Raw genomic sequence first — 24,869 nt, forward strand, 5'->3', positions numbered from 1 at the left:
GCCGTCCACCACCCGCGATGGGTACTCCTGCCCACGGCAGTCCTCGACAGACCGGCGATAGGTTGGTTCCCTGTCGGGGAACGCGTCGACGACGAAGGAGTCCACGTGAGTGACCCGACAGGTTCTGCACAGCCCGGCGATCGGCGACCCGGCGGTCCGGCCGATCCCGCCTCCCCGTACGCCTCGGCTACTTCCCCCTACGCTCCGGCGTCCCTCGGGGCCTCGGCGGCCACCTCGAACGCTGCCGGGCGGACCGCCCTCGTGCTCGCGATCGTGGCGCTGGTCTGCTGGCTTGGCTTCGACGTCGCGGAATCCATCGCCTTCTCAACCGGCTCCTACAGCCGGGTTGTCTTCCAGGTGCTGCGAGCGGGCGGCTGGGTCGGGCTGATCCTCGCGCTCGGCGCCCTGGGCGCCGGGATCTACGCATTGCGCCGGAGCGGCCCGCGCGGCGCAGCCGGCGTCGCCACCGGGATCGGGCTGACCCTCGTGGCGCTCTGGCTGCTCTCACGCGTGACCACGTCGCTGGCGCTGTACCTGTGGTGAGCGCCCGAGGCGCCGCCCCGCTGGACTCGCCGCAGCCCATTGGCTCGACTGATCCGGTTGCCCCTCCGCTACGAAGGATTCCCACATGAGCACGAACGCCCCCGGGCCAACCCCACCCGGGAACTGGCGCCCCGGCGACTACCCTGCCACCGGATCGCCGTACGCCCCGGACTCGATCCTGAACCCGGCCTCGACCACCAATCCCCAGGGCCGGATCTCCCTGATCCTCGGTGTCGTTGCCGTTGTCCTCTCGCTCGTCGGGACGATCATCCAGGCGATGCTGATCCGCCAGGGCTGGAGCGCCAGCACCATCGGCCTCGGAGGTGGGATCCCCAACCTCGTGGGCACGGCTGCCGCGATCGGTGCCGTGGTCCTCGGCATCATCGGGCTTCGGAACCCCGGCCCCAAGGCGGCGGCCGGCGCCGGCACGGGCATCGGTGCCAGCCACCTCGTCGGGAGCCTGGCAACGACGCTCGTCTGGGGCGGCGGCTTCTTCTGAGGCGCTTCGGGGACCCGCCGGGCGACGCGACCTCGACGACGAGCCGGGTTTCGTGGCCGGCTCAGTGGTTCCGGGCGAACCGGTACATCTCGGCCCGTTGCTGGGCCTGCCCGCCCTCATGTCCGCTGTAGGCCCAGACGACCATCTCCTTGTCCGGCGCGCCGTAGTGGTTGTAGGCGGCGAACACGGTCGACGGCGGACAGGTCACGTCCATGAGGCCGACCGAGAACAGCGCGGGTGCGGTCGCCCGCGCGGCCAGGTTGACGCCGTCGAAATAGCTCAGCGTGTGGAAGACCTGCTCGACGTCGCCGCGGTGGGTCTGTAGGTAGGACGTGATCTCCGCGTACGGCGACGCGTCGGTGATCTCGGTGGCGCGGCGGATGTGGCACAGGAACGGCACGTTGACCATGACCCCGGCCAGCCCTGGCTCGAGCCCTGCGACCGCGAGCGCGACGCCGCCGCCCTGACTGCCGCCGGCCACGAAGACCCGTTGCGGATCGATGCGGGGATGGGCGCGCATGGTGTCCACCGCGCGCACCGCGTCGGTGTAGAGCCGCCGGTAGTAGTAGGTGGCTGGGTCGGTGATACCGCGGGTCAGGAACCCGCCCACCTGCGGCGCGCCGACCGGGTCGGGGTCCGCCGTGGCGCCGACCAGCCCGGACTTGCTGCCCTGGCCGCGCACGTCCATGACCAGGTTGGCGTAGCCGGCGGCGCTCCAGGCCAGCCAGTCATGGGGCAGGCTCCGTCCGCCGTTGTAGCCGATGTGGTCGATGACGCACGGCAGTGGGCCGTCGAGGTGGCGCGGGATGAGCAGCCAGCCCTTGACCGGCTGGCCGGCGTATCCGCTGAAGGTGACGTCGAAGACGTCCACGGTGACCAGCTCGGAGTCGAGGAGGGCAAAGGCCGGCTCGGTCGCGGCGTCCCGGGCCTGCGTCAGGGTCGCATCCCAGAACGAGTCGAAGTCGCTGGGCTCGTCCCGATCGGGTCGATAGTCACGGAGGCGGTCCAGCGGCATGTCGACGAGCACGGTTCTCCTTCGAAGGGTGTGTTGGAGCGAGGATGCCAGGCCGGCATGCGACGGGTGGGGCAACCCTCCGGTTGCCCCACCCGTCGCGTCGGTGTTACGGATCGAGCCTGGTGCTCGGGAACAGTGCGGGGTTCTTGCCCGCCCCGATCCCGGAGCCCCATTCCAACCATCCCCGGCGAATCGCGCCGTCGTTCTCGTTGACGAGGAACGACAGCGCCAGCAGCCGGTCGGCAGGGTCGAACGGCGCGAGTTCGCTCCACGGCATCGCCATCTCGTAGACCGTGGTGTGCGTGGCCTCGTCGCGGGTGACCGCGAGGTCGACCGCGTCGACCGGCCCGTTGGGCAGGATGCCGCCGCCGCCGTTCCACCGGAACACCTGCGGACCCTGAGTGGTCAGCGCGAGGCCGTACTCGTAATAGCCGGTCAGGTCCTCCCCGGGCGCACCGGCCACGGCGCCGAACTGGATGCTGTCACCGGTCCAGATCGTGTCGTTGAGACCCGGCTGGGCGTGCACGTTGTCGGTGATCGCCGCCGTCAGGTAGATGTTGTCCTCGTCCCAGGTCCACCAGACGTCACCGCCCAGATCCGCGGCGCCACCCCAGTCGGGGATCTGGCGCACCTCGCCGTCGGTGTCCAGATCGATCGGTGTGATCCCGCTCAGGTCGTCGGGGACGCCGTCCACGGTGATCGTCCGCTGGTGCAGCGCGGTCACCGCCGCCGGGTCGACGAGGACCAGCGAACCGTTCTCGGTGACCGCGTCGGCGTCCGGCATGGCCAGGTTCAGCGACCACGGGTGGGTGCCCGGCGAGGTGAGCCCCGTGGTCGGGATGTCGAGCGTGACGGTCTGCCCGGCCGCCAGCGTGCCGATCGTCTCCGTTCCGCTGCCGGTACCGAGCTGCCACGCCAGGTCACCGACCGGTTGGTCGGTCGCGACCTGGTTGGTCACCGAGACGGACAGCACGTCCGCGTCCTCACGCAGCGCATGTCCGGCGGTCACGGTGATCGGCGTGGAGAGCACATCGATCTCGGCGGTCAGCCGGGCGACCGGCGTCCCGTTGTTCGTGACGAGTGCCACGAGGCCCCGGGTGCCGAGCAGACCGGTGTCCCGGATGCTGATCGGGATCTGCACGCTCGCCTGGCCGGAGGCGACCTGCACGGGACGGTTCGCTCGTTGACGGTGACGGCCAGGTTCATTCGCGGGCCGCCGACCTTGTCCACGTCCAGGGTGAGCGCGATCGTGTCGCCGGCTAGCGTCGGGCCGGCCGCGGTCAGCGTGAACTGGCCGCCGTCGGTCACGTCGTCCCTGCCCGCGGAGCCGATCACGTACACCGGATCCTCGGTGAGGGTCAGCTCCACGCCATGCAGGTATGGGGTGAGGGTGCGCGACCGGCCGGACATCTCGACGACGGTCACCGGCACCCTGGTCTCGATCGTGACGGTCCGTGGTCCCGACGTGGACCACAGCGCCAGGAGGTTGTCGTCACCGGCCGTGGCGAACTCGTACGCAGTGACCCCGTCGGCGACCTCCTGGGCGCCCTCGAACGTCGCACCGGTGAGCAACCTGCTCATCGTGGCGTGCGCGGCGTAGGACGGCTTGGGCGTGAGCGCGCCCAGCGGGTCGGCGGCGTTGCGCAGCAGACCGAAGTTGCTCTCGTGGTCGGCCGGGTCGAGGCCGTCGTTGTTGAAGTCGTACCAGAAGTTCCGCTCGACCCCCTGGGACAGCCCGATGACGCCCGCACGAGCGGCGTAGGACGCCTGGGTGTGCTCGTCGACGCTGCCGGTCCGGCTCGACCAGCCCCACTCCGAGACCCAGATCGGCTTGCTCTCGCCGTTGTTGTACTCGCGGACCAGCGCATCCACGGCCTCGAGGTTCGCGACCGCCGCCTCCGGCGGATCACCCGGGTAGTGCACGGAGACGACATCTATGTAGTCGAGGGCGCCGAGGGCGAACAGGGTCTCCAGCCAGCCCAGGTCCGGCCAGCTGGTGGCCGGGCCGACGACGAGGGTCTCCGGGTGCGCCTCCTTCACGGCTTCGTAGGTCGCCTGCAGCAACGGGAAGTAGTACTCCGGCAGCGAGTTCGCAGGGCCGTCGCCGCGGTCGCCGAAGCCGGCGTTGAACTCGTTGTAGACCTCGACGGCGGGGGCCGGGTTGCCGAGGTCGACGTACCCGTCGAGCACCGCGGCGCAGTAGTCGGCGAACGCCGCCCGTCCGGCGTCGGTGTGCGGGGTGGCGTCGTTGTCGTACAACGGGTTGGTGTAGGCGCAGATCGGCATCGGCGCCAGGCCCGCGTCGCGAGCCTCGATGGTCTGCTGTTGCCACGCCGTCGGGTAGGTGTAGACCCCGGCCGTGCGCTCCATGCCGGCCCAGGTCAGCGTGGGGCGGTAGTAGGAGTCACCGGCCAACACGGCCAGTGGGGCACTGCCGGACGGCAGCTGGCGGTGCGAGACGGCAGCGGCGAACGGGGAGTTCGCTGCGTCCGGCTGCGGCGCGACGACGGCGAGCGTCGTCTCTGCCGGCAGCGACGCCTGGCCGTTGATGGTCGCGGTCGCCTGGAGCCGGTAGTAGCCCTCGGGCAGCGTGCCGATCTGGATCGTCCCGGCACCGTCGGTGTTGGTCGCGACACCCTGGGTCACGTGGTTGTTGTTGACGTCGTAGACCCGGTACTCCACTCGGGCGTCGGGGGCGGCAGTGAAGTCGACCTTCGGTGGGGTGCCGGTCACGAAGATGTTGCCGGGCGTCCGCAGGCTCAGTGCCGGGGCGTCGACGAGCCGCTCCACGGTCACGCTGCGGAAGGCGATCGCCGACGTGCCGGTCCCGATCCGCAGGTCCGCCCCGTTCTCACGGTTCGACAGTCGCGCGTCGGTGACCGTGAACTCCTCGGTCCGCCAGGTGTTGCTACCGGTGAGCGGGACCGCCGGCAGCGCCCGCCACGGGTTGGTCACGGAGTCGTAGGTCACGTCCCAGGACCCGCCGGAGATGGCCGCGTCGTAGTACTCCACCGTGATCCGGACGGTGTTGGTGCCACCGTTGATCAAGGTGTCGTCGATGTCGTTGTAGATGTAGGTGTTGCCGATCGAGGGATTGGTCGCCAGCGCGGGCAGGCCACCGACCTCGAGCCAGGTTCCTCGGCCGGCGTCGCCGGTCCGGACCGTGATCCCCTGGTTGACGGGCGGGTCGTCGAACGTGATCGAGGCCGTGACGACGGCGTCATCGGCGGCGGCGGGCACGGCCGGGGCGACCAGGACGGCCGCACCGACGGCGACGGCGGCCGCGATGGCCAGTGGACGTCTCACCCCTCGCGTGACGCCGGGTGGTCTGGACGGTTTCATGAGGTTGCTCCTTCGCGAACCTTCGGCGGTCAGGCAGCTCCGGCAGGCGCCGGGCTGTGGCCGTGCCGCGACGGTGTCCAACTACCGGCGGTGACGCGTGCAACCGAGGGACAACGCTGATCGGACGGCGTCGCCAATCCTGCCCATGACCCATTAACGTGTCAATAGGAGAGACCAACTTGCGCCGGCCGTCAGCGTCCACCTGCCCCGTTCGAACCTCGATGCGGGACCTCGATCGCGGGCGCCCGTGCGGGTTCGTCAGACCGGCCCGGGCGCCTGCGTGCGAACCACCCGGAGATGGCCGGTCGAGGAGTCCCGGACCCGGACACCGATCGGGAGCACGACATGCTCGACGTCCCCGCCGGCCGGGTCGGCGATACGGCGGGCGAGGATCGTCATCGCCCGGCGGCCGATCTCCTCCGACGGCAGGATCGCCGAGACGAGCGTCAGGGGCGGCAGCTCCAGCGGTCCGCCGTCATCCATGCCGGCCAACTCGATCTCGTCGGGGATCTGCACCCCGAGCGAGGTCAGATCGTGCACCGCGCCGGCGAGCACGTACCCGTTCGCGCACATGATCGCCGTGGGAGGTTCAGCCAGGGCGAGCAACTCGCGGACCGTCTCGATCCGAGAGCCGGCGGGCGGGCCGAGGTAGGGCCGCAGCACCGAGAACTCGCGGCGCTGCCGGATTCCGTGCTGCTGCAACGCCTGCAGGTGCCCGGCCAGACGATCCCGGACGCTCGTCGAGTCGGTCTCCTCCCACAGGACCGCGATGCGCGTGTGGCCGGCGGCGATGAGGTGCTCGGTGAGCTGGAAGCCGACGGCGAAGTTGTCGGCCACGACCGCGTCGGCAACCACGTCCTGCCGGTATCGGTCGACCATCACCATGGGGACGCCTCGGCGGCGCATCCCCTCCAGAGCCGGCAGCGGCGCCCGACCTTCCACGGGATACAGCACCACCCCGGCGGCGCCGCCGCGGGCGGCCCGCAACAGCGCCCGCTCCTCGAGGTCGGGATCGCCCTTGGTGTCGGACAGGAACATCCGGTAGCCGTGCTCCGCGCAGACCGCCTCGACACCGCGGATCAGGCGAGCTGCGTGTGGGCTCCGGTCATGCAACAGCGACAACACGCACATGATCGAGCAGTCCGCACCGTCCTCGACGGACCGGGTCGTCCTCGGGCCCTCGGCGACGAACGTCCCCTTGCCGCGGCGACGGACCAGCAGTCCGTCGACGACGAGATCGTTCAACGCCTTGACGGCGGTCGTGTTGCTGACGCCGAACCGCTCGCGGATCTCGCGCTGGGTGATGAACGGCTCCCCCGGCGTGTACTCGCCCGCAGCGATGGCACGGAGCAACTCGGACTTCACGTTCTGATACAGCGGGACCCGCGGGTCCCCATCCCGTTCACTCATCTGCCACCTCCCACTCGACGGCCCCGAAGACTCTGTCTCACCCCGGAATCGATTGACATGTCAAAAAGGCTAAAGTTAGTGTAATCGAGCCCGCCAGCCCGGGTGCCTCGAACGAGGCAGACCACCTCGCCAGCGTCGGCGGCAACTCCTCGCACCGCCGTCGCCATGCCCTGAAGGAGCTCGCAGCATGCGGATCGTGGACATCGAGACGTTCCAGGTACCTCCCCGCTGGCTGTTCGTCCGGGTGGCCACGGATGAGGGCGTGGTCGGGTGGGGCGAGCCGATCGTCGAGGGCCGGGCCGAGGCCGTCCAGGCCACCGTGGACATCCTGGCCGAGTACCTCGTCGGCAAGGACCCGCTACGGATCGCCGACCACTGGCAGGTGATGTCCAAGTCCGGCTTCTACCGCGGCGGGCCGGTGCTGTCCTCGGCGGTGGCCGGTCTCGACCAGGCGCTCTGGGACATCGCCGGCAAGGCCCGCGGCGTGCCCGTGCACGAACTGCTCGGTGGACCGGTCCGCGACCGGGTCCGGGTCTACACCGCGGCGCACGGCGATACCCCGGCGGACGTCGCTGATCACGCGACCCAGCTCGTCGCCGACGGGTTCACGGCCGTGAAGGTCACTCCCGCCGGGAGGCTGGGATTCCTGGACGACCGCGCCGCCATCCGCAGTATGCGCGAACTCCTCGACCCGCTCCGGGACGCGCTCGGGGACGCCGACCTGGCCATGGACCTGCATGGCCGGTTCTCCTTGCCGATGGCGCGGCGGGTGCTGCCGCTGCTCGCCGAGTACCTACCGCTGTTCGTCGAGGAGCCGGTGCTGCCGGAGTACACGGTCCACCTCGGGCGGCTCACGGCGAGCACCAGCGCGCCGATCGCCACCGGCGAGCGGCTCTACTCGGTCGGCGAGTTCCGCCTCGCGTTGGAGGCCGGCATCTCGGTCGCCCAACCGGACCTGTCGCACGCGGGCGGGATCAGCGAGACGATGCGGATCGCCGCTTTGGCCTCCGCCTACGATGTCGCCCTCGCGCCGCACTGCCCGCTCGGCCCGATCGCGCTCGCGTCGTGCCTGCAGATCGGGTTCACGGTGCCGAACTACCTGATCCAGGAACTCCCGTTCAGCACCTATGACGAGGCCGGGAACGCACCCTACCTCACCGACCCGGACCCCTTGCGGATCAGCGCCGGCCACATCGAACGCCTCACCGGCCCGGGCCTGGGCATCGACATCGACGAGGCCGCGGTCCGCGCAGCAGCCGGGCAGCCGCACCGGTGGCGACCACCCCTGTGGCGACACGATGACGGCTCGTTCGCGGAGTGGTGACGAACGTGGCGGCTGCGCGCGAACTGAGCACCGACGTGCTCGTCGTCGGCGGCGGCATCGGCGGGGTCGCCGCCGCGCTGACCAGCGCCCGGCTCGGCCGACGAGTCGTCCTCACCGAGCCGACCGACTGGCTCGGCGGCCAGCTCACCAGCCAGGCCGTGCCACCGGACGAGAACCGCTGGATCGACACCGAGCACACCGCCGCCGGGTACACCCGCCTGCGGGAGGCCATCCGCGGCTACTACCGCCGCGGCTACCCGCTCACTCCGGAGGCGGCCGCCAACCCGACCCTCAATCCCGGCCTCGGATTCGTCAGTCGGCTCTGCCATGAGCCGCGCGCCGCGGTCGCGGCGATCGACGAGCTGTTGGCACCATGGCGCTCCTCCGGGCGGCTCACGGTGCTCACCGAGCACGAGCCGATCGCGGCCGAGACCACCGGCGACCGGGTCGACGCGGTCACCCTGCGCGGACCGGCGGGCGACGTCACGATCACCGCCGCCTACGTGCTGGACGCCAGCGAGCTCGGTGACCTGCTCCCGCTGGCCGGGGTCGAGCACGTCGTCGGAGCCGAGGGCCAGGACACCACCGGAGAGCTCCACGCACCCGCCATCGCCGACCCGCTCGACCAGCAGGCGATCTCCTGGTGCTTCGCCGTCGACTACCACCCGGGCGAGGACCACACGATCTCCCGGCCCGCCGGCTACGACCACTGGCGCACAGCCGTGCCTGACTTCTGGCCCGGGCCGCAGCTGTCCTGGACCGACGTCGACCCGATCACGCTCGAGCAGCGCAGCCGCCCGATCTTCCTCGGCGAGCCCGACAGCGCCCGCGAGCCCGACCTGTGGCACTACCGGCGGATCCTCGCGCGCCGCCAGTTCACGCCGGGCGCCTTCGACAGCGACATCAGCCTCGTCAACTGGCCGCAGGTCGACTACTGGGACGCGCCACTGCTCGGTGTCGATACCGCGCCTCGGGCGGCGGCGCTCGCCGGAGCGCGGGATCTGTCGCGGTCGTTCCTGTACTGGATGCAGACCGAGGCACCGCACCATGGCGACGACGGCCATGGCTATCCCGGCCTGCGGCTGCGCGGGGACGTCGTCGGCACCCTCGACGGCCTGGCGAAGGCGCCCTACATCCGCGAGTCACGCCGCATCCAGGCCGAGTTCACGGTGCTCGAACAGCACGTCGGAGTGGACGCCCGCCCTCCCGACGCCGGCAGCGCGATCTTCGCCGACAGCGTCGGCATCGGCCATTACCGCATCGACCTGCACCCCAGCACCGCCGGCCGCACCTACGTGGATATCGAGTCCTACCCGTTCCAGATCCCGCTCGGCGCGCTCATCCCGGTCCGCGTCGACAACCTGCTCGCCGCCGGCAAGACCGTCGGCGCCACCCACATCACGAACGGCTGCTACCGCCTGCACCCTGTCGAGTGGTCCATCGGCGAGGCTGCCGGTGCCCTGGCCGCCTACTGCCTCGAGCTCGACGTCCCACCCAAGAAGGTCCGGGGCGACGGCGCGCACCTCGCCGACTACCAACGCCTGCTCACCGACACTCTCGGCGTCACTCTCGCCTGGCCGGAGGAGATCCGCACCTACCGCGCGAGCTGAGGCGCGACCGGCGACGCATAGTCGCTCAGCTCGATCGCGTTCGCGGCACGGTGGATCGGACGTATCGCGAGCGCCGCCAGCCGGTCCCGGCCCGGGAGCCTGCCGAGCAGGGACAACGTGGTCAGCGCGGTCCGCACCTGGCGGGCGCTGCCCAGCACCATGCGGCCGAGGTTGGGCGGGGCGAGCGCCTGATTGCGGCGCGCGAACTCGCGCATGGCGCTTTCGTAGCCGGCGAGGCCGCCGCCGGTGGCAAGCTCCCCGGCGAGCACATAGGCACCGACGAGGGCCAGGCCGGTCCCCTGCCCGGAGGCGGTCGACGCACAGTACGCCGCGTCACCGACGAGCCCGACCCGACCCACCGACCACCGGTCGAGATGCACCTGGGCAAGTGCGTCCAGGTACACCTCCTCGGCGCGAGCAACATGACCGAGCAGGCGGGGCAACTCCCATCCCTGGTCCGTGTAGATCTCCTGGAGCAGCGCCTTGGGATCCGCCGGGATCGGACGGTCGTCGGCGAACAGGAACATCGCGGTCGCCCCAGTGGACTGCGCCGTGCTGTATACGAGGGCGGTGCGTCCGGGCGCGACGTACGTGACCTCCTCGCGGTCGAGGCCCAGGTCATTCGGGATATCGACGACGGCGACGCGGTAGCCGAGGTCGTGGACCGCGTCGGGCGCGTCGAAGGCGAGCGTGCGCGTGGCGGAGCGCACGCCGTCGGCGCCGATGACGTAATCGAACCGCTTGGCGTCACCGCGCGCGAACTCCACGTCGACGCCGTCGCCGGATCGGGTGAGGGCGACGACCGAGTCGCGCCAGCGGCACTCGACCTCCGCGGCCGCGCCGCGGAGCAACTGGGACAGGTCGCCACGGCGGAGTTCGGCGTCGCGGTGATCACGTCCTCCGAACGTGTCGCCGTCCATGCTCGCGACCCTGCGGCCCGAGGCGTAGACGATCGTCCCCCCGGCCGACGTCGGTGCTGTAGGAGCGGACGTCGTCGAGGAGACCCATGCGTTCGACGACGTCCAGCGCAGCGCCCCGGATGTCGACCTTGTAGCCGCCATCACGCAGTGACGTTGACCGTTCGACGAGCGTTGGGGTCATGCCGTGCCGACGCAACCAGTGAGCGAGCGTGAGGCCGGCGATGCCGGCACCGGAGATCAGGATCGAGGTCATGCTTCGATCGTACGCACGTCTAAGACGAACGTGCAAGACGTTTGTGCCATTAGGATGACGCCATGGGAAACCGCGAGGACCTCCTGGCCGCAGCGAAGGGCTCCCTCTTCGAGAAGGGCTACACCCGCACGACCGCGCGCGATCTCGCCTCGGCAGCGGGCGTCAGCCTCTCGGCGATCGGTTACCACTTCGGCTCGAAGGACCAGCTGCTCACCGTCGCCCTGCGACAGGCCGTCGAGGAGTGGAGCGACGATCTGGCGTCGGCCCTGGCGGCCGGCGACGAGGCGACGCCGTCCCAGCGGTTCGAGGAGACCTGGCGGCACATCCTGGCCTCGTTCGCGTCGAACGGCAGGCTCTGGGCGGTGCAGTTCGAACTTCTGGGCTCCCTGGATCACCAGCCCGAGCTCCGGGCCGCGTTCGCCGAAGCGAACGAGCAGGCCCGCGAGGCCCTTGCCGTGCTCGTCGGCGTCGACGTCCCCGGAGTCGGCGGCCTCTACCACGCGCTGATCGGGGGCTTGGCGGCGCAGTGGCTCGTCGACCCCGGGGGCGTCCCGACAGCTGCCGAGCTCCGCACCGCGATCACGGCGATGGCAGCGCGCATCGCCTGACTGGCCTGCCCTGCCCGGGTCGGCCCCTGCCGCGTGGCTCCAGTAGCTCTGCGGCCCTCACCCCCTTGGGCGACGCCGTTCTCGGTCGACGCCGCTCGGTACCTCTCGGCACATCCGGTCCTGGATCGCCATTGCTTCGGGCGGTAGGTCGCCGCTAACGTTCGGCATTGTTGATGAATATTTTGTCAACAGTTTGTCAGCCCACGTTCAGTGTTGATCGAAGGGAAGTACGCCCTCATGCAGGATGCCCGCCCGGATCAGACGCCGGATCCACCCAAACCCGGCGTCAAGCGACGCCATTTCCTCGAGCTCGCCGGCGTGGCCGCCGGCGCCGCCGCCCTGCTGCCGCTCGCCGGCTCCGCCATGGCAACACCCCCCGCCGATGGCTCGGGCGGGACCACGACGTGGAACCTCCCGGACTTCTCGCGGACGCCACCGTTCTCCTTCACCTACGGGGGAACCCCGTCGCGCGACCTGTTACCACGATGGCGCCACTCCCGGTCGACGAGGCGGCCGACGGGCGCTCGGCAGACCATCGATACCTGGACCGACCCCGTCACCAGCCTCGTTGTCACGCTGGACAGCAAGCAGTCCACGAAGTACGGGACCGTCAGCTGGACCGTCAGGTTCCGTAATGACGGCAGGACCGGCACCCGGCTGATCGGTGACGTCCTCGCGCTGGATCTGGCCCACCAACCCACCTCCCGTGGCGCCTGGACCATTCACACGAACAACGGCAGCGATGCCCGCGACGCCGACTTCGCGCCGTTCGACGTGCCCCTGGCGGCGGACGGGTTCAAGGTGTTCTCCACGGCGAACGGCCGTCCGTCCGACGGCATCTCGGCGTCCTCCGGCAGCAGCCCGTGGAACTTACCTCACGGGGTCCGGCGCACCCGGATACATCAACTCCGACCAGCACTCCACGGTGCTCCCCGGCGCCACCGCCAGTCTGACGTTCGAGGGCACCTCGATCGCCTGGATCGGAGTGCGGAACGTCGACTGCGGCAAGGCCGACGTGTTGATCGACGGCGTCGACGCGGGCGCTGTGGACCAGTACGCGACGTCCTGGCTCAAGCAGGTCGAGCTGTTCCGCAAGGACGATCTGGCCGCCGGGACGCACACGATCACGGTGCGGGCGCGCGCGGACAAGAACCCCGCGGGCCTCGGCTTCAACGTCAACGTCGACGCCTTCAAGGTCGGCGCCGAGGTGATCAACGACAACGACCCTCGCATCGTCTACGCCAGGGAGGAGTCGGGCACCGAGACCTTCATCCGCAACGGCTGGCCCTACTTCAACTTCGACTGGGAGGGCGAGGGCCTGATCGCCGCGATCGGTTGGCCCGGCCAGTGGGCGCTGCAGGCCGAACGTGCCGGGCGGGGACTTCGTCTCTGCGCCGGGATGACCCAGCTCGACAACCTGGCGCACGGCGAGCGCATCCAGGAGGCCGAACTGACCGAGCTGTGGCTCGCGCAGGACGAGGAGATCCGCACCCCGCAGATCGTGCTGCTGCCTTGGAAGGGCGGCGACCAGCTCGACGCTCAGAACCGCTGGCGGCAGTGGTTCATCCATGAGCACATGCCCAGACTCGACGGCAACCCGGTACCGCCCCTGGTCCCGACCCAGTCGAACGACTAATTCCCGGACCAGTGGGACACCGCCGCCGACCAGATCACCTGGCTCAACGCCTACGAGGACAACGACGCCACTCCCAGCACCGGCGGGACGCACGACCACTGGTGGGTCGATGCGGGCTGGGCCGCCGTCCCCGACGGTGCCAGCCACTCGTGGAACTGGCCCGGCAGCTGGTTCCCCGACCCGGACAGATACCCGGACGGCCTCAAGCCGGTCATGGACCGTGCCCACGAGCTCGGGATGCGCACCATCGTCTGGTTCGAGCCGGAGCGGGTTCGCGCGGGCACCTGGCTGCACGTGAACCACCCGGAGTGGCTGCTGGCGACACCGGGTGGCACGGACAACTTCCTGCTCGACTTCGGCAACGCGGACGCGCTGGCCTGGGCGTCGACGACCATGGGCGACATGATCGTGAACGACGGCATCGATGTCTACCGGGAGGACTTCAACATCGGTCCGCTGCCGCTGTGGCGAGCGAACGACGTGCACGGCCGCCGTGGCATGAAGCAAATCCGGTACGTCGAGGGCCACCTCGCGTACTGGAAGGCGCTGCAGACCCGCCGGCCGGGCCTGGTGATCGACACCTGCGCCAGCGGCGGGCGACGGATGGACGTCGAGACCCTCGGCGTCTCGGTGAACTTCCTGCGCAGCGACCGGGTGCTCAACGCCACCGCCAACCAGACGCACCAGCACGGGGTGTCCAGTTGGGTGGGGTTGCATGGTGGGGTGGCGCGAGTGACCGGCGGCCCCACCGACGTCTACGACTCGCGCAGCGCGTACGCACCGTCGATGCACCACGCCCTCGACGTGCGACAAGCCGATGCCCCGTGGGAGACGCTGAAGGAACTCGCTGCCGAATGGCACGGCCTGTCCGGCCACCTCTACGGCGATTACTACCCCCTGACCGCCGGCGGCGCGGCTCCGGACATCTGGATCGCCTGGCAGTTCGGTCAGCCGGACGGCTCGGCCGGCTACGTGCAGGTCTTCCGTCGGCCGGATGCGGCCGAGACCGCGAGCACGATCCGCCTGCGTGGGCTCACGCCGGACGCGAGCTACACGCTCACGGACCGGGACTCGGGCACCACGCAGGAGCTGCTCGGTCAGGCGCTGATCGACGGCATCGAAGTATCGATCGACTCCGCACCCAGCTCCAGGGTCCTGGAATATCAGAAGGTATGACAGCTCTCCACCATGACGTGGTGGTCGCTGGAGACGGACCGGTCGGACTGGCGCATGCGGCAGCGCATGCGGCGGCCGGCCGGTCCGTCGCCGTGATCGGCCGCGACAAGGCCCATCCGGCCGGAACGTTCGAGTTGCTCTCGGGCGATCTGGCTCCGGTGCTGCACGTCCTCGGCGTGCTGGCGCAGGTGCAGCACCGGGCACCGCATTGCGCGGGTTCGGTGTTCCGGTGGGGGCGACCCGACTTCGTGGAGCAGAGCGGGGACCGGGGCCGGTGGGCGGGCGGCTGGATGATCGACCGCAGCTGGTTCGATCCGATGCTGCGGGAGAGCGTGACCAGGAGGTTCCCGCAGATCGAGCTGATCCAGGGATCGGCCACGTCGCTGGCCCGCGACGGCACTTGGCAGGTCGAGGTGGCAGGGCCGTCGCGGATCCCGGCGGCGGTGACCGGCTCGGCGCTGTCCCTGGCTACCGGCCGCTCGGACCGGTTGCACCGCGGCGCCGGGCTGCACCCGGTGCGCAGGCACCCGATGGTCGCCATCACCGCGCACCTGCCCGACGGCCTGCCGGGCCTCGGGCCGCGCCTGCTGGTGGATGCCGCGGCCGAGGGCTGGTGGTATGCGATGGGCGATGGCCACTCCAGCACCGTCGGCTACGTCACCGACAGGGACCTGCTCGCCTCCGGAAGAGCCGGATCCAGCAGACGTGGTCACGGGTACTACCTACCGCGGAGTGGGCGCCGGCGGAACTCGCCGGAGCCCGGCTGGTGGCCCGCCGGTCCACGGTCTCGGAATGCGCATCGCCGGACGACCCGGCTGCGGCGCTACCGATCGGCGATGCGGCGCTGTCGGCCGACCCGCTGTCCGGGCACGGGCTACTGGCGGGTCTTCGCGGCGCCCTGCATGCCGCCGCCGACCTCCCGGGCTATCGCACGTGGATCCGCGAGCAGCAGGACCGCCACCGCGAGCAGGAGCGCGACCTCTACGCGCAGGTGGCCGGTGCCTCAGAGATCGGCGGCTCGGTGTTCTGGGTCCGACGGGCGTAGCCGATCAGCCGTTCTGACCGCCCGGATGAGTGCGGCATTCGCCGGAACGGTGCTTGGGTGCGCACGAGGCCAGCACGGTCGTTCGCGGACATGACAGAAGCCGCAGCATCCCGTGGAACTGGTGGGATTCTGCGGCTTCTTCTTGTGCGCGAGGGGGGAGTTGAACCCCCACGCCCTTTCGGGCACACGGACCTGAACCGTGCGCGTCTGCCTATTCCGCCACTCGCGCGCGCCGCTTCACTCGGTGGCACGCCACCTCGATCAGCGTTCCGTAGATTATCACGACGCACGTGCCTGTTCGGCCATGCGTGGGCGCCGTCCGGGCCCGCCTCACCCCGCCATCGCCCTCTGACGTTTACGATCTGGTGTAACACGTGGGCGTTCGCCCGCATTCGTCGTGTGCCCGCCGAGGGTGCGCAGCGTGTGCCAGTGAGCAACCACACAGTGGGCCGCCGGCCCACCGACACTAGGGAGGAGGTGCGCCATGGGAGTGCTGGACCGTTTTGAGAAGGGTGTCGAACGAGTCGTCAACAACGCGTTCGCGAAGGCGTTCCGGTCCGAGCTGAAGCCGGTGGAGATCGCCAGCGCCATCCGCCGGGACATGGACGATCGCACCGCCGCGCTGTCCCGCGGCCGCACCGTGGTCCCGAACACCTTCGTGGTGGAGCTCTCGCCGAAGGACTACGACCAGGTCCTGGACTGGGGCGAGGAGGCGATGGCGGACGAGATGATCGCCGCCGCCACGGACCACGCAACGAGCCAGAACTACGTGTTCGTGGGACCGGTGGAAGTCGAGTTCGACCAGTCCGAGGACCTCGAGCCGGGCCGCTTCAAGGTCCGCTCCAGTTCCCGGCGGGGGGCCGTCGCGCCGGCCACCTCGAGCGCCACGACACGCCACCCGATCGTGGACATCGACGGCCAGCGCTACCTGCTGACCGGCCCGGTGACCGTGATCGGCCGCGGCTCCGAGGCGGACATCATCGTCGACGACTCCGGCGTCTCGCGACGGCACCTGGAGATCCGGATCACCTCGGACGGCGTGATCGCGACCGACCTCGGCTCCACCAACGGCACCTTCGTCGAGGGGCACCAGGTTGCCGCGGCGACTCTCGTCGACGGCAACACCCTCACCATCGGACGGACCCGCATCCTCTTCTGGACCGGCGCCGACGACGGCGACGGCCGCTGAGGGCGCCTCGTGAGCGAACTGATCGTCACCCTGTTGCGGGTGGGCTACCTGGTGGTGCTCTGGCTGCTGGTGCTCTCCGCGGTGTCCGTGCTGCGTCGGGACATCTTCGGAACCCGCGTCATCGCGCGTGGCTCGGTCCTGACCGGCTCACGCCGGTCGGTGCCCGACGGCGGAGCGAACCAACGCTCCTCGCGCGCCTCCCGAGGGGCTCCGTCGACCATCCGCGTGACCGCGGGCCCGCTGCGCGGCACGACCCTCAAGCTCGGCCAGTCGTCGGTCCTGATCGGCCGGGCGCCGTCATCCACCCTCGTCCTCGACGACGACTACGCCTCGAACCGGCACGCCCGGATCTTCCCCGAGGACGGTCAGTGGTTCGTCGAGGACCTCGAGTCCCGCAACGGCACGTACCTCGGCGCGCACCGCGTCCACGGGCCCACACCGGTGACGATCGGAACCCCCATCCGGATCGGCCAGACCGTCATCGAACTGCACCGGTAGGCCACGTGACCCTCACCCTCAGATACGTCGCCCGCTCCGATGTGGGTCTGATCCGCTCCGTGAACCAGGACTCCGGCTACGCCGGCCCGCACCTGCTGGTGCTCGCCGACGGCATGGGCGGACCGGCTGGGGGTGACATCGCCTCCTCCGTGGCCGTGGCGCACCTGGCACCGCTGGACGGCGAGGCACACGGCGGCGACGATCTGGTCGACCAGTTGCGCCGGGCGGTCAGCGCCGCGCACACCGACCTCGTCGAGTACTCCGACGCCAAGCCGGAGCTCGCCGGCCTCGGCACCACCGTGATCGCCCTGCTTCGCTCCGGGCGCAAGCTCGGCATGGTGCACGTCGGCGACTCGCGCGCCTACCTGCTTCGGGACGGCGAGCTCGTCCAGATCACCGCCGACCACACGTTCGTGCAGCATCTGGTGGACATCGGGCAGCTCACCCCGGAGGAGGCCGAGCAGCACCCACATCGGTCGGTGCTGCTGCGCGTCCTTGGTGACGACGCCGCCGAGCCGGAGCTGGACGAGTCCGTGCGGGAGGCCCGCGCCGGGGACCGTTGGTTGCTCTGCTCCGACGGACTCTCCTCCTACGTCTCGGCCGAGACCATCGCCGAGACCGTGAGGTCCATCCCGGACCTCGGCGAGTGCGCGGACGCCCTGATCGACCTGGCCCTGCGTGCCGGCGGCCAGGACAACATCACGATCGTGCTCGCCGACGTCGTCGAGACGGACGAACTGCCCGAGAACACGCCGATGATCGTGGGTGCGGCCGCCGTCGACCGGTCCAAGCCGACCCGCGGCGGCGACAGCGCGGCGGCCCGGGCCGCCGCGCTCACCCGCACCACCGGCCGTCCCGCCCGGGTGGGCGACGGCTCCGACTCCCCGGCGGACGCCGAGCGGTACCGCGACGAGGACGCCGAGGACGAACGCGCGGCCGAGGAGGCCGTGCTCGCCCTCGAGCCGCCGCGCCGGCGTGCGCTCCGGGTGGGGATCTGGGTCCTCGTCGCGCTCGCCCTGGTCGCGGGTGCGCTCACCCTCGGCTACCGCTGGACGCAGACCCAGTACTTCGTGGCGCCGGACGCCGACCATGTCGCGATCTACCAGGGCATCCCGCAGTCCCTTGGCCCGCTGGACCTGTCCCACGTGCACGAGCGGACCACGATCGCGCTGGACGACCTGCCCGCGTTCGCCCGGACTCGGGTCGAGGACGTGATCGCGGCGACGTCCCTGGCCGACGCCGAGACGATCGTCGAGGACCTGCGCGCCCAGACGACCGAGGAACCCTGATGGCGACCGTCGCCCCGAGCAGGGTCCGCACCGGGCGCGGCGTGGAGATCACTCTGTTGCTCCTCGCCCTGACGCTCGGCATCGGCGCGTACGCACTGGTCGGCCTGGCCACCGGCGACGCCCTACCGGCCGGCTTCGGAGGCTACGCGGCGACGCTGGCCGCGATCGCCGTCGGGCTCCACCTGATCCTACGGTGGCGCGCGCCCTACGCGGACCCGCTCATCCTGCCGATCGTGATGGCCTTGAACGGCATCGGGCTGGCGATGATCCACCGGATCGACCTGCGCCTGGACGCCCGCGGCCTGACCGCCGGATTCGGCGACCGTCAGGAGCTCTGGACGATCATCGGCGCCGCCTGCGCGGCCGTCGTCCTGATCCTGCTCCGCGATCACCGCACCCTGCGCCGCTACACCTACACCGCGATGGTCGTCGGCCTGGTCCTGCTGGTCCTGCCGATGCTCCCCGGCCTCGGGGTGAACATCAACGGGGCCCAGGTCTGGGTCCGGGTCGGGCCGTTCTCGGTGCAGCCGGCAGAGTTCGCGAAGATCGCCCTCGCCGTGTTCTTCGCCGGGTACCTCGTCACCCACCGGGACGTGCTCACGCTCGCCGGGCCGAAGATCCTCGGGCTGCAGTTGCCGCGGCTGCGCGACTTCGGGCCGATCGTGCTCGCCTGGGCGGTCAGCATCCTGGTGCTGGTGCGCCAGACCGACCTCGGCAGTTCGCTGCTGTTCTTCGGGCTGTTCGTCGCGATGCTGTACGTGGCCACCGAGCGGTGGAGCTGGATCCTGATCGGGTTGCTCATGTTCGCGGCCGGCGCGGTGCTCGCGGCCAACATCTTCGGGCACGTCGGGGCACGTGTTGACGTGTGGCTGAACGCCCTCGACCCGGAGATCTACAACCGGGACCCCGGCGGCTCGGGGCAGGTCGTCCGCGGCCTGTTCGGGATGGCCAGCGGCGGGCTGTTCGGCACCGGCTGGGGCGAGGGCTATCCGGACCTGGTGCCGTACGCGAACTCCGACTTCATCATGGCCTCGCTCGGCGAGGAACTCGGCCTGACCGGCGTGATGGCGATCCTGATGCTGTACCTGATCCTCATCGAGCGCGGCATCCGGACGGGCATCGGCCTGCGCGACGGGTTCGGCAAGCTGCTCGCCTCCGGCCTGTCCTTCGTGGTCGCGCTGCAGTGCTTCGTCGTGGTCGGCGGCGTGACCCGGCTGATCCCGCTCACCGGGCTGACCATGCCGTTCCTGGCCAGCGGTGGCTCGTCACTGGTCGCGAACTGGATCGTGGTGGCGCTGCTGCTGCGGATGTCCGACGGCGCCCGTCGCCCCGCCGGTGAGGGCGGCGGTGGTCTGGTCTCGACCGAGACCTCCCTCGAGGTCGTGCCCGGCGACTCCGAGCCCCCGGCGCGGGACCTGGACCCGGGCGATACCGGCGAGTTCGCCTCCGACGATCAGCACACCGAGGTGGTGGAGCGCCCATGAACTCACCCCTTCGCAAGCTCAGCATCGTGATCGTCGTCATGTTCTTCGCCCTCATGGGCGGCGCCACCTGGGTCCAGTTCTTCCAGGCGAACTCCCTGAACAACGACGCCCGCAACGTGCGCACCCTGTACCGCGAGTACGGCCACGACCGCGGCCCGATCGTGGTCGACGGCACGTCCGTCGCCTACTCGGTGCCCGTCGACGACGCCTTCGGGTTCCAGCGCACCTACGCGAACGGCCCGCTGTACGCACCGGTCACCGGCTACTACGGCATGTACAGCCTGAGCGGCATGGAACAGGCCGCGAACACGGTCCTGAACGGGACCGACGACTCCCTGCTCCTGTCCCGGATCCGGGCCCTGTTCACCGGTGCCGAGCAGCAGGGCGGCACGGTGGAGCTGTCGATCGACCCGGTGGTCCAGCAGGCCGCCTGGGACGCCCTCGGTGATAACAACGGTGCCGTCGTGGCGCTCGACCCCAACACCGGCGCGATCCTCGCCATGGTGTCCAAGCCGACGTTCGACCCGAACGTCCTCGCCGGGCACACCTCGGCCGAGGTGACCGCGGCGTACCAGGCCCTCCTCGAGGATCCGTCGGACCCGTTGTTCAACCGGACCATCGGCGGGAACCTCTATCCTCCCGGGTCCACGTTCAAGCTCATCGACGTCGCCATGGCCCTCGAGTCAGGCGAGTACACCCCCGACTCGCAGGTACCGGCCCCGACCCAGTTCCTGCTGCCCGGCACGCGGGACACCTATATTCGCAACCCCGGCGGCGGTCCCTGCACCAGCGCGGACACCGTCACCCTGACGTACGCGCTCCAGGTCTCCTGCAACACGCCGTTCGCTGCGCTCGGAGTGGAGTTCGGCGCGGACGCGCTCGGTGCGCAGGCGGAAGCGTTCGGGTTCGGACGCGACCTCGAGATCCCGCTGGACGTCACCCCGTCGACCATCGGTGAGGACCTGGACCCGGCGCAGACCGCGATGACGGCGATCGGCCAGTTCGACACCCGGGTCACCCCGCTGCAGATGGCCATGGTCTCCGCCGCGGTCGCGAACGGCGGCGTGATCATGGAGCCGTACCTGGTGGCCGCGGAGCGCGGGCCGAACCTGCAGCTGACCTACAGCGCGTCGCCGCGGGAGTGGGCCACCCCGATGTCCGCCACGACGGCCGCGCAGATGACGGACATGATGGTCAACGTCGTCGAGAACGGCACCGGGCACCCGGCGCAGATCTCGGGTGTGCAGGTGGCCGGCAAGACCGGGACCGCCGAGACCGGGCTCGCCGACGACGTCGCCCCGGACGCGTGGTTCACGTCGTTCGCGCCCGCGGACGCCCCGCAGGTGGCCGTGGCGGTCGTGGTCGAGGATGGTGGCCAGCTCGGTGACGAGGCCACCGGCGCTCAGGTGGCGGCACCGATCGCCCGCGCCGTGATCCAGGCGGTCCTGGCGGAATGATCCCGACGGCGGGCCTGGTCCTCGGCGACCGGTACGAACTGCAGTCCCGGATCGCCATCGGCGGCATGGGCGAGGTGTGGGTCGCGCTCGACCGGCACCTGCGCCGCCGCGTGGCCGCGAAGGTCCTGCGGGCGGAGTTCGCCGGGGAGAAGACGTTCCTGGACCGCCTGCGTGCCGAGGCCCGGAACTCGGCGGCCCTGTCCCACCAGAACATCGCCGCCATGTACGACTACGGGGAGCAGAACGGCTCCGGCTACCTGATCATGGAGCTGGTGCAGGGCGAGCCGCTCGCGGAGCTGTTGGAGCGCGAGCGCACCCTGGAGCCGGCCCAGTTGCTGCCGGTCCTGGCCCAGACCGCGCGGGCACTGCACACCGCCCACATGGCCGGGGTGGTGCACCGGGACGTGAAGCCGTCCAACATCCTGATCACGCCCGACGGGTACGTGAAGATCACGGACTTCGGGATCTCGCTCGGGTCCAACCAGGCCCCGATGACGGCGGCCGGGATGGTCATGGGCACGGCCCAGTACCTGCCTCCGGAGCAGGCCATGGGCCGCGCCGCCACCGGCGCCGGCGACATCTACGCGCTCGGCGTGGTCGCCTACGAGGCACTCGTCGGCAAACGCCCGTTCACGGGTGGCTCGCAGGTGGACATCGCGTTCGCGCACGTGAACCAGCCGGTCCCGGCGCTACCGGACACGGTCGACGCCCGCGTGCGCGACGTCGTCATGGCGATGCTCGAGAAGGACCCCGAGCAACGGCCACGCAGCGCCGCCTCGCTGGCGCGCTCGCTCGAGGAGCTCGCCGGCCACCTGGACGTCACCATCGAGCCGGCCGCCGACCGCCCGGCCACGTTGATCACCGAGCCCGACGGCGACCGGTCACCCCGGTCCGGTGCGCTCACCCAGGTCTGGTTCGCCGAGGAGGCGAGGCCCGACGGCGTAGCCGTCGACGCGCCCGCGGGCGACGCTGCAGTGGCGGCCACCGGCACCGCGGAGCGCGCCGACGACGCCCACGATCATCATCCGGAGGGCGACTGTCGCGACGGTGACCACCCGAACGGCGACGACCGCGGCGGTGACGGTAGCGCTGACGGCGACGACCGCGGCGGCTCCGACAACACCGCCCACACCGACGAGGCCTCGGACGACGATTCCGGCGACGACGAGCACGGCGACGGCACCGACGAACCGCCGACCCGGCCGCGGTGGCGCCCGCTGTCCCAGGTCGACCCGGCCGCTCCCACCACGCCCCCCACCCCGCTGCCGGCGATCTCCGGAGCCGGCCCGGCCGCCGTCGCCGGCCCGGTGCCCACGCGGCGTACGCTCCGCACCGAGCGCACCGAGCGCACCGCCGTGACCCGGCCCGCGGTCGGGGTCCACCGGGAGCGCCTGGGCGCGGCACACGCCGCCGGCGGCTTCATCGCCTGGGTCCGCTCCGGATGGTGGTGGGCGGCCGGAATCGTGGCCATGGCGGCGGTGCTGACAGTGGTGGCGCTGTGGCTCGGTAGGCTATGGGAGGCTGACGCGTCCATGGCGATCGCGTCTCCCCTGCTCGCGGCCGCATTGCATCGACCAGTCCCAGACCAGAGAGTGAAGGAACGCTAAGTGGTAGACGACGTTCCCCGAGTGCTGGCCGGACGCTACGAGGTCGGCGAGCTGATCGGTCGCGGCGGCATGGCCGAGGTGCACATCGGGCGGGACAACCGGCTCGGGCGCTCGGTCGCGATCAAGATGCTCCGACCGGACCTCGCCCGCGACCCGAGCTTCCACGCCCGGTTCCGCCGCGAGGCCCAGGCCGCCGCGTCGCTCAACCACCCGGCCATCGTCTCCGTGTACGACACGGGTGAGGACCTCAGCGCGGGGATCGACGGCGCGGAGGTGCGGATCCCGTTCATCGTGATGGAGTACGTCGAGGGCCACACGGTCCGCGACCTCCTGCGCGACGGCGCCGCCCTGCCCATCGACGAGGCGATCGAGATCATCCAGGGCGTCCTGGCCGCGCTCGAGTACTCCCACCACGCCGGCATCGTGCACCGCGACATCAAGCCGGCGAACGTGATGCTGACCCCGACCGGCGCCGTGAAGGTGATGGACTTCGGCATCGCCCGCGCCATGGCCGACTCAGCCGCCACGATGACCCAGACCCACGCCGTCGTGGGGACCGCGCAGTACCTCTCCCCCGAGCAGGCCCGCGGCGAGGTCGTGGACGCCCGCTCGGACCTGTACTCGACCGGGTGCCTCCTGTTCGAGCTCCTCACCGGCAGGCCGCCGTTCGTCGGCGACTCCGCCGTGGCGGTGGCCTACCAGCACGTCAGCGAGGAACCGCCGACGCCGAGCACGTTCGCGCCGGACGTCCCCGAGTCCCTCGACCGGATCACCATGCTGGCGCTCACCAAGGACCGGGAGCACCGCTACTCGACCGCGGCGCAGTTCCGGGCCGACCTCGAGGCCGCTGCCCGCCAGGAGGCCATCAGTGCGCCGCCCCTGGGCGCGGTGCCCGTGGCGGCCGCGGCGGGTGCCACCCAGGTCCTCGGTGCCGCGGCGATCGCCGACCCGGTGCCGGTGGCCGAGCCGGAGGAGCAGCCGGAGGACAAGCCCAAGAACAACAAGGCGCTCATCTGGATCCTCTCGATCGTCGGTGTCGCCGCCATCATCGGCATCATCCTGCTCGCCCTGAACCGACCCGAGGAGCCACCCGAGCCCACCACGGTGCAGGTACCGGATCTGACCTCGATGACGCAGGAGCAGGCCCGCACCGCTCTCTCGGAGACCGTTTCCTCTGAGGACGGTCAGGGCCTGCAGCTCGTGATCGGCGACCCGGTCACGGACCCGGAGATCCCCGAGGGTGAGGCGGTCTCCTGGACGCCGACCACGGGGACGGAGGTCGAGGAGGGCAGCGAGGTCACCGTGGTGTTCTCGTCCGGTCCGGGCGAGATCGAGATCCCGGACGTGTCCGGGCTGAGCCAGGACCGGGCCCGCCAGGAACTCATCGACGCCGGCTTCAGCGGCGCGAACATCCGCACCACCACCGAGAACAGTCCCGACTTCGGCCAGGACGAGGCGATCCGCACCGATCCGGAGGCCGGCATCATGGCCAACCCGGAGGACGCGATCACGATCGTCCTCGCCACCGGGAACGTGGACCTGCCCTCGCTCGTGGGCCAGGAGCTCGAGGCGGCGCAGAACACCATCACCGAACTCGGCCTGAGCTCGCGCGTCACGAACCAGGAGGACCCGGGCCCGGTCGGCGTGGTCCTCAACCAGGACCGCGAGGGCTCGGTGCCGCAGGGCACCGTGGTGGAGCTCATCGTGTCGATCCCGGAGCCGACCCAGGAGCCGACGACGGACCCGCCTACGACGGACCCGACGACCGACCCGACCACGGAGCCAACCACGGAGCCAAGCGGCGAGGAGTCGTCCGTGGAGCCGACCGACCCGTAGGACGCGTTCGCGCCAGATCGCACCTGAGCCGTTGAGATCACACCGGCTGCGGGTGCGATCTCAGCGTGGCACGTGCGATCTCAGCGTTGGGACCCTGCGTGCGCCCGTCGGCCTGCGCAGCAAGTCCG

At 70.7% G+C, this 24,869-nt stretch carries 22 protein-coding genes and 1 tRNA gene; 15 read left to right on the forward strand and 8 right to left on the reverse strand.

The window, feature by feature from the left end; genetic code table 11:
- Positions 1-105 precede the first annotated feature (105 nt).
- Complete coding sequence (locus tag KCQ71_RS12415; protein ID WP_223406306.1) at positions 106-543, forward strand: hypothetical protein; 438 nt, start codon at positions 106-108, stop codon at positions 541-543.
- 85 nt (positions 544-628) lie between these two features.
- Complete coding sequence (locus KCQ71_RS12420; protein WP_223406308.1) at positions 629-1,042, forward strand: hypothetical protein; 414 nt, start codon at positions 629-631, stop codon at positions 1,040-1,042.
- A gap of 61 nt (positions 1,043-1,103) precedes the next feature.
- On the opposite strand, the gene KCQ71_RS12425 is transcribed toward KCQ71_RS12420, so the two are convergent.
- The 4 genes from KCQ71_RS12425 to KCQ71_RS12440 all read right to left on the reverse strand — a co-directional run bounded on the left by KCQ71_RS12425 (position 1,104) and on the right by KCQ71_RS12440 (position 6,809).
- On the reverse strand, positions 1,104-2,069 hold the full coding sequence (locus KCQ71_RS12425) for an acetylxylan esterase (protein ID WP_372454016.1): 966 nt from the start codon (positions 2,067-2,069) through the stop codon (positions 1,104-1,106).
- 94 nt (positions 2,070-2,163) lie between these two features.
- Positions 2,164-2,841 carry a sugar-binding protein gene (locus tag KCQ71_RS12430; protein WP_223406632.1) on the reverse strand — a complete coding sequence of 226 codons (678 nt, stop codon included), beginning with the start codon at positions 2,839-2,841 and terminating at the stop codon, positions 2,164-2,166.
- Positions 2,842-3,101: 260 nt separating this feature from the next.
- Complete coding sequence (locus KCQ71_RS12435) at positions 3,102-5,399, reverse strand: glycosyl hydrolase (protein ID WP_223406310.1); 2,298 nt, start codon at positions 5,397-5,399, stop codon at positions 3,102-3,104.
- A 258-nt stretch (positions 5,400-5,657) separates the two neighbouring features.
- Positions 5,658-6,809, reverse strand: coding sequence for a substrate-binding domain-containing protein (locus tag KCQ71_RS12440; protein ID WP_223406312.1), 1,152 nt, complete (start codon positions 6,807-6,809; stop codon positions 5,658-5,660).
- 187 nt (positions 6,810-6,996) lie between these two features.
- On the opposite strand from KCQ71_RS12440, the gene dgoD reads away from it, so the two are divergent.
- Positions 6,997-8,133 (forward strand): galactonate dehydratase, encoded by a 1,137-nt coding sequence (dgoD, locus tag KCQ71_RS12445; protein WP_223406314.1) that lies wholly within the window; start codon positions 6,997-6,999, stop codon positions 8,131-8,133.
- Between the two features lie 5 nt (positions 8,134-8,138).
- Positions 8,139-9,743 carry an FAD-dependent oxidoreductase gene (locus KCQ71_RS12450; RefSeq protein WP_223406316.1) on the forward strand — a complete coding sequence of 535 codons (1,605 nt, stop codon included), beginning with the start codon at positions 8,139-8,141 and terminating at the stop codon, positions 9,741-9,743.
- Here the strand turns inward: KCQ71_RS12450 and KCQ71_RS12455 are convergent.
- Together KCQ71_RS12455 and KCQ71_RS27305 are read right to left on the reverse strand one after the other, a co-directional pair.
- Positions 9,728-10,663, reverse strand: a complete 936-nt coding sequence (locus KCQ71_RS12455) for an FAD-dependent monooxygenase (RefSeq protein WP_283248674.1) — start codon at positions 10,661-10,663, stop codon at positions 9,728-9,730. The genes KCQ71_RS12450 and KCQ71_RS12455 overlap by 16 nt on opposite strands.
- Positions 10,635-10,916, reverse strand: coding sequence for an FAD-dependent monooxygenase (locus tag KCQ71_RS27305; RefSeq protein WP_283248675.1), 282 nt, complete (start codon positions 10,914-10,916; stop codon positions 10,635-10,637). The genes KCQ71_RS12455 and KCQ71_RS27305 overlap by 29 nt, the downstream gene beginning before the upstream one ends.
- Before the next feature lie 62 nt (positions 10,917-10,978).
- Here KCQ71_RS27305 and KCQ71_RS27310 point away from each other — a divergent pair, with 62 nt between their 5' ends.
- The 3 genes from KCQ71_RS27310 (at position 10,979) to KCQ71_RS27635 (ending at position 14,336) form a co-directional block, all read left to right on the forward strand.
- A complete protein-coding gene (locus KCQ71_RS27310; protein ID WP_283248676.1) occupies positions 10,979-11,524 on the forward strand; it encodes a TetR/AcrR family transcriptional regulator in 546 nt (181 codons plus the stop codon).
- A 925-nt stretch (positions 11,525-12,449) separates the two neighbouring features.
- Positions 12,450-13,160 (forward strand): hypothetical protein, encoded by a 711-nt coding sequence (locus KCQ71_RS12465; protein WP_223406318.1) that lies wholly within the window; start codon positions 12,450-12,452, stop codon positions 13,158-13,160.
- Between the two features lie 33 nt (positions 13,161-13,193).
- A complete protein-coding gene (locus KCQ71_RS27635; protein ID WP_223406634.1) occupies positions 13,194-14,336 on the forward strand; it encodes an alpha-galactosidase in 1,143 nt (380 codons plus the stop codon).
- Here KCQ71_RS27635 and KCQ71_RS12475 read toward each other — a convergent pair.
- Complete coding sequence (locus KCQ71_RS12475; protein ID WP_223406320.1) at positions 14,324-14,533, reverse strand: hypothetical protein; 210 nt, start codon at positions 14,531-14,533, stop codon at positions 14,324-14,326. The genes KCQ71_RS27635 and KCQ71_RS12475 overlap by 13 nt on opposite strands.
- Before the next feature lie 569 nt (positions 14,534-15,102).
- On the opposite strand from KCQ71_RS12475, the gene KCQ71_RS12480 reads away from it, so the two are divergent.
- Positions 15,103-15,381, forward strand: a complete 279-nt coding sequence (locus KCQ71_RS12480; RefSeq protein WP_223406322.1) for a hypothetical protein — start codon at positions 15,103-15,105, stop codon at positions 15,379-15,381.
- A 145-nt stretch (positions 15,382-15,526) separates the two neighbouring features.
- Here KCQ71_RS12480 and KCQ71_RS12485 read toward each other — a convergent pair.
- Positions 15,527-15,610 (reverse strand) — tRNA-Leu (locus tag KCQ71_RS12485).
- Between the two features lie 255 nt (positions 15,611-15,865).
- Between KCQ71_RS12485 and KCQ71_RS12490 the strand changes: the two genes are divergently transcribed.
- Genes KCQ71_RS12490 through pknB form a run of 7 tightly spaced genes read left to right on the forward strand, consistent with a single transcriptional unit; the run spans position 15,866 to position 24,741 of the window.
- The gene (locus tag KCQ71_RS12490; protein WP_223406324.1) at positions 15,866-16,570 is read left to right on the forward strand and encodes an FHA domain-containing protein; all 705 of its coding nucleotides are present in this window, start codon (positions 15,866-15,868) and stop codon (positions 16,568-16,570) included.
- Positions 16,571-16,579: 9 nt separating this feature from the next.
- Entirely contained in the window at positions 16,580-17,068 is a 489-nt protein-coding gene (locus KCQ71_RS12495) for an FHA domain-containing protein FhaB/FipA (protein ID WP_223406326.1), read from the forward strand.
- Positions 17,069-17,073: 5 nt separating this feature from the next.
- Positions 17,074-18,357: a PP2C family protein-serine/threonine phosphatase gene (locus KCQ71_RS12500; RefSeq protein ID WP_223406328.1), complete on the forward strand. Its 1,284-nt coding sequence runs from the start codon at positions 17,074-17,076 to the stop codon at positions 18,355-18,357.
- On the forward strand, positions 18,357-19,841 hold the full coding sequence (locus KCQ71_RS12505) for an FtsW/RodA/SpoVE family cell cycle protein (RefSeq protein WP_223406330.1): 1,485 nt from the start codon (positions 18,357-18,359) through the stop codon (positions 19,839-19,841). Before KCQ71_RS12500 ends, KCQ71_RS12505 begins: the two co-directional genes overlap by 1 nt.
- Positions 19,838-21,298 carry a peptidoglycan D,D-transpeptidase FtsI family protein gene (locus KCQ71_RS12510; protein ID WP_223406333.1) on the forward strand — a complete coding sequence of 487 codons (1,461 nt, stop codon included), beginning with the start codon at positions 19,838-19,840 and terminating at the stop codon, positions 21,296-21,298. Before KCQ71_RS12505 ends, KCQ71_RS12510 begins: the two co-directional genes overlap by 4 nt.
- Positions 21,295-22,905: a serine/threonine-protein kinase gene (locus tag KCQ71_RS12515; RefSeq protein WP_223406335.1), complete on the forward strand. Its 1,611-nt coding sequence runs from the start codon at positions 21,295-21,297 to the stop codon at positions 22,903-22,905. The genes KCQ71_RS12510 and KCQ71_RS12515 overlap by 4 nt, the downstream gene beginning before the upstream one ends.
- Positions 22,906-24,741, forward strand: coding sequence for a Stk1 family PASTA domain-containing Ser/Thr kinase (pknB, locus tag KCQ71_RS12520; RefSeq protein ID WP_223406337.1), 1,836 nt, complete (start codon positions 22,906-22,908; stop codon positions 24,739-24,741).
- Positions 24,742-24,869 lie beyond the last annotated feature (128 nt).

Source organism: Occultella gossypii (assembly GCF_019947135.1).
In the GTDB taxonomy this organism is placed as follows: domain Bacteria; phylum Actinomycetota; class Actinomycetes; order Actinomycetales; family Beutenbergiaceae; genus Occultella; species Occultella gossypii.